Consider the following 10,064-nt stretch of genomic DNA (forward strand, 5'->3'; position numbering starts at 1 on the left):
GACAGGTCATAGCCCCGGCGGGGCGTGCGACGCCTGGCACGCACGCTGATCCGACCGGGGATATGACACAGGCTCTGACTTCCGGCTCATGGTGGCCGCGGTGAGCACACGGGCCCGAACCGGCGTACTGGAGGGGGCGGGGAACCGCGCCACGCACCCTCGACGCCGGAGGTACCTCACCCGTGACCACTACGACCGAACCGGCCCCGACCGGGGCCGGCCGCCGCGACGCGGGCGAGCCGCGGGGCGGGCGGTTCGACTCCTCCCTCGGCCTCATCATGCTGCTGCTCCTCGTGGTGGTCGCGCAGGGGCCGGTCCGCCGGGCGCTGTCGGCTCCGGTGGCGCAGAGCTGGATGACCGTGTTCACCGCGGTGGTCCTTCAGGCCCTGCCCTTCCTCGTGCTCGGGGTGCTGCTGTCGGCGCTCATCGCGGTGTTCGTACCGCCGTCGTTCTTCGCCCGCGCGCTGCCGCGGCGGCCCGCCGTCGCGGTGCCGGTGGCGGGCATGGCCGGGGCGGTGCTGCCCGGCTGTGAATGCGCCTCCGTACCGGTGGCCGGGGCGCTGGTGCGCCGGGGCGTCACCCCGGCGGCGGCGCTGGCGTTCCTGCTGTCCGCCCCGGCGATCAACCCGATCGTGCTGACCGCCACCGCCGTCGCGTTCCCCCGCCAGCCGCAGATGGTGTTCGCCCGGTTCGTGGCGAGTCTGTTCGTGGCGTGTGCGATGGGCTGGCTGTGGCAGCGGCTGGGGCGGGCCGACTGGCTGCGCCCACCGGCCCGCCCCGCCTTCCACGGCCATGGGAAGGGCGCCGCGTTCTGGGCGTCCGTACGCCACGATGTGATGCACGCCGGTGGCTTCCTCGTCGTCGGCGCGATGGCCGCGGCCACCCTCAAGGCCGTGGTGCCGGCGAGCTGGCTGCGCGGCGCCGCCGATGACCCGGTCGTGTCGATCCTGGCCCTGGCGGTCCTCGCGGTGCTGCTGTCGATCTGCTCCGAGGCCGACGCCTTCGTGGCCGCGTCCCTGTCGCAGTTCTCGCTCACCGCCCGGCTGGCGTTCCTCGTCGTCGGGCCGATGATCGACCTGAAGCTGTTCGCCATGCAGACCGGCACGTTCGGCCGCGGGTTCGCGCTGCGGTTCGCGCCCGCCACCTTCGTTCTCGCCGTCCTGGTGTCGACCCTGGCCGGGGCGGTGCTGCTGTGAACCGGAAGGCTCAGGCGATCGTGCTGTTCCTGGTCGGCGGGGCGGTACTGCGGGCCGGATCCACCGACCTCTATCTGCGCTATGTGAAGGCGGGGTTGCGCCCGTTGCTCCTCGCGGCGGGTGTCGTCCTGATGGCGGCCGCCGTCGCCACCGTCTGGTACGAGCGGCGGCCGCGCCCGGCCGGTGAGGACGCGGGGGAAGGCGAAGGCGGCCACGCCCACCGGGAACCACGTGTCTCCTGGCTGCTCGTGCTCCCGCTGTTCGCCCTCATCCTGGTCGCGCCGCCCGCGCTCGGCTCGTACACCGCCATGCACACCGGCACGGCGCTGCAACGCCCTTGGGGCTTCCCCGCCCTCCCCGCCGGGGACCCGCTGCCGCTCAATGTGGCCGACTACGCCGGGCGCGCGGTGTACGACCACGGGCGCTCCCTTGGGCACCGGAGGGTCAAGATCACCGGCTTTGTCGCCCTCGACGGCCACGGCGCCCCCTACCTCGTCCGGATGGCGCTCAACTGCTGCGCCGCCGACGCCCAGCCCGTCAAGATCGGCCTGACCGGGCGGATCCCCGCGGTGCTGGAACCCGACACCTGGCTCCAGGTCATCGGCACCTACACCCGCGAGCGGACCAAGGACCCGGTGGGCGGTGGCGCCATCCCGTACCTCGAGGTCAGCCGGTCCAGGCCGGTCCCGGCCCCGCGCGATCCGTACGACGAGAGCTGGAACGGCTGATGACTGACCAATCGTCAGCCCGCCCTTCCGCTCCGCCACTCGGTCGGTAGAATCCGCCGGGCGGCTGCTGATCTTGGGGCAGCGGGCGGTCGGCCGTAGGAGTTCTCGCTGCCACCACTCTGGGAGCCGACCATGGAGCACACCTCGCCGGACCGGGCGGTCACGGCACCGCTCGGGCCACCGCCGCCGTTCGATCCGGAACTCGCCACGGCGCTCGCGGCCATCAACGAGCTGCTGCCGCCCGGCGGCTCCGGGGCCGATCCGGGTGCGACACCCCCGCGGGACGTGCCCGGGATGGAGCCGGTGACGAACGAGGCCCTGGAGCGCGACGGGGTCTTCCGGGTCGAGGAGCGGTCCGTCCCCGGCCCGGTGGGCGCGCCGGACGTCTCCCTCCTGATCTGCCGCTTGGCGGGCGCGGCCACTGAGGTGCCGGTGCTCTACCACATCCACGGCGGTGGCATGACGGTCGGGGACAACCGCACGGGCCTGCCGGAGATGCTCGACCTCGCCCAGGAACTGGGGCTCTCCGTGGTCTCCGTCGAGTACCGTCTGGCGCCGGGGACCCAGCACCCCGGGCCGGTCGAGGACTGCTACGCCGGTCTGGCCTGGACGGCCGAACACGCCGCCGAGCTGGGCATCGACCCCGGGCGCGTCATCGTCGTGGGCGGCAGCGCGGGCGGCGGTCTCGCCGCGGCCGTCGCCCTGCTGGCCCGGGACCGCGGTGGCCCCGCCCTGTTCGGCCAGCTGCTGATGTGCCCCATGCTGGACGACCGCAACGACACGCCCTCCGCCCGGCAGATGGCCGGTGTCGGGGTGTGGGACAGGGCCGCCAACGAGGCCGGATGGACGGCACTGCTCGGCGCCGCACGCGGGACCGACGACGTCTCGCCCTACGCCGCACCGGCCCGCGCGACGGATCTGTCCGGTCTGCCTCCCGCGTTCATCGACGTGGGGGCCGCGGAAACCTTCCGCGACGAGGACGTCGACTACGCCGGCCGCATCTGGCGGGCCGGGGGAGAGGCCGAACTGCACGTCTGGCCCGGTGCCTTCCACGGATTCTCGGGCATGGCACCGCGGGCGGCCGTCTCGGGGGACGCGCGGGCGGCTCGGCTGCGGTGGCTGCGCAGGCTCCTGGCCCGCTGATGGCCGCTGCGCGGTGATCGTACGGACGGTCGTGCGGTGATCCGTAGGCGGACCACCACACGACCGTGAGAGTCAGTGGTCAGTGGGATTCGCGGGGCACCGAATGCCCGCTGCCACCGACCAGGAAGTCCAGGTCAAGGCCCAGGTCCGCCTGCAGCACATGCTCGGTGTAGAGCCTGCTCCAGCCCCGGTCGGCGACCGGCGGCGGGGGCTCCCAGGCGGCCCGTCGGCGCTCCAGCTCCTCCTCGCCCACGTCCAGGGTCAGCGTGCGCGCCGGGACGTCCAGGGTTATCCAGTCGCCGTCGCGCACCAGCGCCAGCGGGCCGCCCACGGCGGACTCGGGGGACACATGGAGCACCACCGTGCCGAAGCCGGTGCCGGACATCCGGCCGTCACAGATGCGCACCATGTCCTCCACGCCCTTGCGCAGCAACTTGGGCGGCAGCACCACATTGGACACCTCGGGCATGCCCGGGTAGCCGCGCGGGCCGCTGCCCCGGATCACCAGCACGGTGTGCTCGTCCACCGGCAGGTCCTCATCCGCGTGCACGGCGAGGTAGTCCTCCGGGGTGTCGAACACCAGGGCCTGGCCCCGGTGGGTGAGCAGATGGCGCGATGCGGCGGACTGTTTGATCACCGCGCCGTTCGGCGCGAGATTGCCGCGCAGTACGGCGGTGCCGGTGCCCGCCTCCTGGAACGGGTCGTCCAGCGTCCGGATCACCTCACGGTTCCAGCACTCGGCGTCGGCGACGTTCTCCGCCACCGTACGGCCGGTCACCGTGGTCGGCTCCGGGTGCAGCAGCGCGCCCAACTCGCGCATCACCACCGGCAGCCCACCGGCGTAGCAGAAGTCCTCCATCAGGAACCGTCCGGAGGGCTGCAGATCGACCAGCGTGGGCACCTCCCGGGCCAGCGCGTCGAAGTCGTCGAGAGCCAGCGGCACCCCCAACCGCCCCGCGATGGCCAGCAGATGGATCACCGCGTTGGTGGAGCCGCCGATGGCCGCGTTGACCCGGATCGCGTTCTCGAACGCCTCCCGGGTCATGATCTGCGACGGCCGCAGATCCTCCTCCACCATGGCCACGATCCGCTGCCCGGCGCGCTGCGCCGTCTCGTACCGCCGCGAGTCCACCGCCGGCCAGCTCGCCGAATAGGGCAGCTGCATACCGAGTGCCTCGGCCATCGACGCCATGGTGGAGGCGGTGCCCATGGTCATGCAGTGCCCGTTGGACCGGGCCATGCAGCCCTCGGCGAAGAAGCACTCCTCCTGGGTCATCCGCCCGGCCGCCAACTCGGCCTCGAACCGCCACACCTGGGTGCCCGAACCCACGTCCCCGCCCCGGTACTTGCCGTTCAGCATCGGGCCGCCGGTGACCATGATGGCCGGCAGATCGACGCTGGAGGCCGCCATCAGCAGACCCGGAGTGGTCTTGTCACAGCCGGACAGCAGCACCACACCGTCCAGCGGATTGGCCCGCATCAGCTCCTCGGCCTCCATGGCCAGCAGATTGCGGTACAGCATCGCGGTGGGCCGCATCAGCGTCTCGCCCAGCGCCATCGCGGGGAACTCCAGCGGAAAGCCACCGGCCTGCCACACCCCGCGCTTCACCGACTCCGCCACCCGCTGCAGATGGCTGTTGCAGGGCGCCAGCTCCGACCACGTCGTGGCGATGCCGATCACCGGACGGCCGTCGAACACCTCACCGGTGTAGCCCTGGTTGCGCATCCAGGACCGATAGACCATCCCGGACCGGCCCTCCGCACCGAACCAGGCCGCGCTGCGCCGACGTCCGTGTGTTCCCGTGTCAGTCACTTCTGCACTCCCTCTGGCGATCCTTGTCAGCGAAGGGTGATGACGTTTCCGGTGATGAGCGCGGCCTCGTCCGAGGCGAGGAAGACGATGGTCTTCGCGACCTCGGCCGGATCGGCGACATGGAAATGGGTGGGGCTCGCGGCGACGAACCGCCGGACCTCGTCCGTGACCCACCCGGTGTCGGTCACGGGCGGCCGCACCACATTGGCCGTGATGCCGAGACCGGCCAGCTCCGCGGCCGCCGACAGGGTGTAGTCGGTCTGGGCGGCCTTCGCCGCGCCGTAGGACACCTCTCCGGGGAAACCGAGATCCCCTCCCGACGTGAGGCCCACGATCCGTCCCCAGTCGGCACCGCGTGCCCGGTGGCGGCGGGCCAGCTCGCCGATCAGCAGCGCGGGCGCCATCGCGTCCACCGAGAACTGCCGGGACCAGGTCTCCGCGGTGACGGGGCGCAGCGGCCGGTCGAACCGGTCGGCCGGATCGGGGGTGAAGGTGTCCTGGATCCACCCCGAGGCGTTGTTGACCAGGATGTCGACCGGGCCCAGACGGTCCTCGGCGAGGTCGAAGAGCCGTTCCGGAACCGCCGGGTCGCCGAGGTCCGCCTCAAAAGCCTCGGCCCGCCCTCCGGCGCGGCGGATCTCCGCCACGACCTCTTCACCGTCGGTGGATCGCGCGGCGTGGTACGGATCCGGGGCGTCCCCCTCACCGCTGCCGGGCGGCGGTCGCAGATAGGTGCAGAGCACGGCGACCCCGCGGGCCGCCAGCGCGCGTGCCGTGGCGGCGCCGATCCCCTGGTTCGCCCCCGTCACCAGGGCCACATGGCCGGTTGACGATGTTTCCCGCATCCCCGCAGTAGAGCAAAGACGAGCGCCACGCGGAAGATCGTGTCCTCGGCGTTCTCGGAGACCTCGGTGCCATGGGCGAAGCCGAGGTCGGCCCGGCGCCGTCCGGCGGCGCCGCGTGGACGTCCGTTCGGCCCCTGGGACGGCGAGCCGTACGGCCCGGTGGGGACGGGTGCGGTAAGCATCCGGTGCGTGTGGTGTGGATCGGCGTCCGGCCTACGGTGAGGAGTGTCCGCATGAGTGGTGAGCTGTCCGGTGCCACGGCCCTGGTCACGGGCGCCACGGCGGGGATCGGCCGGGCCGTGGCCCTGCGGCTGGGGGCGCTGGGGGCCGAGGTCGTCGTTCACGGCCGGGACGCGCGCCGGGGCGCGGAGGTGGTCCAGGAGGTGTCCGCGACGGGCGCTGCGGCCAGGTTCGTGGCGGCGGATCTGGCCGAGGCCGACGATGTGCGGCGGCTGGCCGCCGAGGCGGGGGACGTGGACATCCTGGTCAACAACGCGGGTGTCTACCGGTTCGCGGACACCGCCGGGACCTCGTCCGAGATGTTCGACGTCCATATGGCCATCAACGCCCGCGCACCGCTTCTGCTGGTCGGGCGGCTCGCACCGGGTATGGCCGCCCGGGGCCACGGGGCCATCGTCAACCTCAGCACCATGGCCGCCGGTGCCCCCGCCCGCAACGCCGGGGCGTACGGCGCCTCGAAGGCGGCGCTGGAGCTGTTGACCCGGGTGTGGGCCGATGAGTTCGGTGGCCGGGGAGTCCGGGTCAACGCCGTCCGTTCGGGCCCGGTCCGCACGCCGGGCACCTCCGAGATGGGGGAGGAGGCCCTGCGGACCGTGGCGCGCGCCACGGTTCTGGACCGGCCCGCGGCGCCCGAGGAGATCGCCGAAGCCGTGCTCTTCCTCGTCTCCTCGCGGGCGAGCTACATCACCGGCACCATCCTGGATGCCCGGGGCGGCGAGCCGGCCATCGGCTGACGCACGCCGGACCCTGGGGCGGCCTCAGGGCGATGCGCCGGTCCAGGCGATGGGCTGTTCCGTCCAGATGCACTTGCCCTCGGCGGTGTAGCGGGTCCCCCAGCGCTGCGAGAGCGCGGAGACCAGTTGCAGCCCCCGGCCTCCCTCGTCCGTCTCGGCGGCCCGGCGGATCCGGGGGGTGGTGGCGCTGGCGTCCGAGACCTCGCAGATCAGCGATCTGCCGCGGATCAGCCGGAGCCGGGTCGGCCCCCTGGCGTGCCGGACGACATTGGCGACGAGTTCGCTGGCCAGCAGTTCGGTGGTCGTGACCAGCTCGTCGAGACCCCATGCCTCGAGTTGTTCGCGCACATGGGCGCGGGCGAGACCGGCGGCCACCGGGTCCTCCGGCAGCGGCCACCCGGCGGTGTTCCCGGACGCCAGCCCGTGGAGCCGGGCGATCAGCAGGGCGGTGTCGTCGGCGGTCAGCCGCTTCGTGGGCAGCATGGCCCCGACCAGGAGGTCGCAGAGCCGGTCGAGCCGGTCGTGGTCCGTCCCGTGCGTCCCGCCCGCCCTGCGGCCGCTGGTACGGGGACGGGGCGGAGGGCATGTGAGGAGCCGGCCGTACTCGCTGGTCAGTACCTGGGTGCACTCGGCGATACCGGTGTCGATGTCGCGCGCCGCGGACTCCACCAGGCCATCCGTGTACATCACCAGCAGACTGCCGTCGGGCAACCGCAGATCCACCGTGGAGAACGGGGGCTCCCCGGCGCCCAGCGGTGGATCGGGCGTCGGCTCCAGACACTCCACGCTGCCGTCGGGGCGCACGATCAGGGGCGGGGGATGACCGGCGCGGGCGAGCGAGCAGTACCCCGTGATGGGGTCGTACACCGCGTACAGACAGGTGGCGAAGGAGTCGTCGCCCAGATCGCTGACGACCTCGTTCAGATGGGCCAGGACCTCCTCGGGAGGCAGCTCGAGGTTGGCGAGCGTGTGCACGGCGGTGCGCAGCCGCCCCATGGTGGCGGCCTCCGCCAGACCGTGGCCCATCACATCGCCGATGACGAGGGCCACCCGCTCCGCGGACAGCGGGATCACGTCGTACCAGTCGCCGCCGATGTCCGTACCGCTGCTGGCGGGCAGATAGCGCACGGCGGGGGTGAGGGCGGCCAGGGAGGGCAGGACCCGGGGCAGCAGACCGCGCTGGAGGGCCTGGGCGCGGGCGTGCTCGGTGTCGTAGAGCCGGGCCCGGGCCAGCGCCTGGGCGATCATTCCGCTCAGGGCGGTGAGCAGGGTGCGCTCGTCGGCGGAGAGGTGGCGGGGCTCGTCGAAGGAGACGGTGCAGGTGCCGATGGCGTTGCCGGAGGCGATCAGGGGGAGCACGGCCCAGGCGTTCTTCCGGGCGATGGCGGGGTTGCCGGTCAGATCGGGGAACAGCTGCTCGTACTCCTCGGTCGAGGAGATGAAGCACGGCCGGCGCGAGCCGAGCACTTCGTTGAGCAGACGGTAGCCCCCGAATGCCGGGACCCCGTCGACCTTGCTGAGGAAGGCCCGGGGATACCCCACGGACCCCACCACGTTCAGCCGGCCGCCCTCCAGACACAGCATCAGCAGACCCGAGGCGCCGAACGGCGGCAGCACATGGGCGGCCATGACCTGGACGACGTCCTGGGTGGTCACCGCGTCGGCGAGCGCGTTGCCCAACTCGCTGATCCTGGCGGCCTGTTCGGCGCCGAGGTGCTCGGTCGCCGCGCGCCGCGCGGCCTGGGTGCGCCGTTCGGTGACATCGGTGAGATAGGCCGTCAGCCCATCGGGGACCGACACCAGCCGTATGTGGTACCAGCGGTCGTCGGTGGGCCACCGGATGTCGAACCCGGTCGGCCTGCCGTCGGCGGCGGCACGCCGGCAGCGGTCCTCCAACTCGGGGACCGTGCCCGCGGGGCCCTCCCACAGCGGCCGGCCGAGCACCTCTCCGGCCGGTCCGACCAGGCGCTCGGCCTCGACGTTGAGGAAGGTGATCCGCCAGTCCCGGTTCACCGCGAAGAACGCGTCGCTCATGTACCGCAGTGCCTGCCCCACCGACTCCCGAGCCATTCGGCTCTCGGTGGTGTCCCAGACCTTCCCGAGCATGCGCACGGCCTCGCCGTTCTCGTCGAGCTCGAGACGGGCGCGGCTCTGCACCCAGCCGGTGGTGCCGTCGGGGCGGCGGACCCGGTACTCGGCCTCGTAGCCGCTCCGCTCGCGCAGGGACTTCTCGGTGGCGGCCATCACCCGCGGCATGTCCTCGGGGTGGATGAGGTCGAGCCAGCTCTCGATCCGCCGCTCGTAGCCGCCGGGGAGGCCGAGAAGGGTCAGCCCCGCCCGGTCCCAGCGCATCTCACCGGTGTGGATGCCCCATTCCCAGGAGCCGGCCTTGACCGCGTCCAGGGACTGCTGGACCACCGAGCCGCCCGGCCGCTGCTGCCACCACGGGTACTCGTCGCAGTCACCGACGCCGGCCCCCGAGCGCGAGAGGCGGCGCTCCGCCCAGCGCCCCACCGCCTCGAGGAAGGCGGTCTGCTCCGGGGTCGGCTCCCGCGGGCCGGTGAGGACGGACAGCGCGCCCACCGGCCCGTCCGGCCCGGTCAGCGGAACGGATGCCACCGTGGTCGCCGCCGGAAGGCTCCCGGAGGCGGCGCGGGCGGTCTCCCCTGGCTTGGCGGTCTCCCCGGCCCCGGGGGCTCGGCCGGGCCCCGCGGCTTCGCCGGACGCCGCCGGCAGCCATACGAAGCGGTTGTCCCGCACGGCTCGGGCGGGGGCCTGAGGGGCCTCGTCCTGGCGGATCTCCTCCCAGCCGCCGAGGGCGGGCAGCGGCAGCCCGCTGGCGAGGACCAGGCGCAGCGTACGGCTCCCCGCCGGGCCGCAGGACCAGTGCACCAGGCCCGCGAGTCCGCCCAGCTCGGAGACCGCCTGGTCCAGGGCGTGCTGCATCACCTCGCGGTCGGTGAGCGCGGTGCCGACCGCCGAGAGGAGGGACAGTCGTTCATCGCCCCATGAATGGGAGCGCCCCACCGCGTATGTTCCGCGCCGCTCCGCCATCCCAGGACCTCACTCACGGAATAGGGCGTTCTCGGACAAACGTAGCACTGGCATATGCCGAACATCGCTCACTGGGCGCCCGCCGCCAAGTTCCCTATTTTCCCTACTGGAAAAATAGGGAATGATGAAGTCCGGCCGGATGGAGGGGAGCGGGCGTGACGGTGGTGGATGCGGCGGCCGAGGCGCCCGACCGCGCGTGGTGGCTGCGGATCGCCGGCGAGGCGGGGGGCGGCCACCCCCCCCACACCGGGGCGCCCGCCCCCCCCGCCCACACACCCGACCAACACAAAAACCCGCGCCCCGCCGCGGGG

Annotated in this window: 8 protein-coding genes; 4 read left to right on the top strand and 4 right to left on the bottom strand. The window is 72.9% G+C overall.

Annotation, left to right across the window (positions count from 1 at the left end; genetic code table 11):
* Positions 1 to 182: 182 nt before the first annotated feature.
* From ACFXB5_RS12530 to ACFXB5_RS12540, 3 genes are all read left to right on the top strand, one after another.
* Entirely contained in the window at positions 183 to 1,196 is a 1,014-nt protein-coding gene (locus tag ACFXB5_RS12530) for a permease (protein ID WP_385206057.1), read from the top strand.
* On the top strand, positions 1,193 to 1,924 hold the full coding sequence (locus tag ACFXB5_RS12535) for a TIGR03943 family putative permease subunit (protein WP_385206060.1): 732 nt from the start codon (positions 1,193 to 1,195) through the stop codon (positions 1,922 to 1,924). The genes ACFXB5_RS12530 and ACFXB5_RS12535 overlap by 4 nt, the downstream gene beginning before the upstream one ends.
* A 132-nt stretch (positions 1,925 to 2,056) precedes the next feature.
* Positions 2,057 to 3,067, top strand: a complete 1,011-nt coding sequence (locus ACFXB5_RS12540) for an alpha/beta hydrolase fold domain-containing protein (RefSeq protein WP_385206063.1) — start codon at positions 2,057 to 2,059, stop codon at positions 3,065 to 3,067.
* A 79-nt stretch (positions 3,068 to 3,146) separates the two neighbouring features.
* Here the strand turns inward: ACFXB5_RS12540 and ACFXB5_RS12545 are convergent, their stop codons facing one another.
* The 3 genes from ACFXB5_RS12545 to ACFXB5_RS12555 form a co-directional block, all read right to left on the bottom strand.
* Entirely contained in the window at positions 3,147 to 4,811 is a 1,665-nt protein-coding gene (locus ACFXB5_RS12545) for an IlvD/Edd family dehydratase (protein ID WP_385206146.1), read from the bottom strand.
* Between the two features lie 95 nt (positions 4,812 to 4,906).
* Positions 4,907 to 5,725, bottom strand: coding sequence for an SDR family NAD(P)-dependent oxidoreductase (locus ACFXB5_RS12550; RefSeq protein WP_385206067.1), 819 nt, complete (start codon positions 5,723 to 5,725; stop codon positions 4,907 to 4,909).
* The gene (locus tag ACFXB5_RS12555) at positions 5,686 to 5,907 is read right to left on the bottom strand and encodes a hypothetical protein (RefSeq protein WP_385206070.1); all 222 of its coding nucleotides are present in this window, start codon (positions 5,905 to 5,907) and stop codon (positions 5,686 to 5,688) included. Before ACFXB5_RS12555 ends, ACFXB5_RS12550 begins: the two co-directional genes overlap by 40 nt.
* A 51-nt stretch (positions 5,908 to 5,958) precedes the next feature.
* On the opposite strand from ACFXB5_RS12555, the gene ACFXB5_RS12560 reads away from it, so the two are divergent.
* Positions 5,959 to 6,699 carry an SDR family NAD(P)-dependent oxidoreductase gene (locus ACFXB5_RS12560; protein WP_385206072.1) on the top strand — a complete coding sequence of 247 codons (741 nt, stop codon included), beginning with the start codon at positions 5,959 to 5,961 and terminating at the stop codon, positions 6,697 to 6,699.
* 24 nt (positions 6,700 to 6,723) lie between these two features.
* Here the strand turns inward: ACFXB5_RS12560 and ACFXB5_RS12565 are convergent, their stop codons facing one another.
* The gene (locus ACFXB5_RS12565; protein ID WP_385206074.1) at positions 6,724 to 9,753 is read right to left on the bottom strand and encodes a SpoIIE family protein phosphatase; all 3,030 of its coding nucleotides are present in this window, start codon (positions 9,751 to 9,753) and stop codon (positions 6,724 to 6,726) included.
* Between the last annotated feature and the right edge of the window lie 311 nt (positions 9,754 to 10,064).

Source organism: Streptomyces sp. NPDC059455, assembly GCF_042750115.1.
Lineage (GTDB): Bacteria > Actinomycetota > Actinomycetes > Streptomycetales > Streptomycetaceae > Streptomyces > Streptomyces endocoffeicus.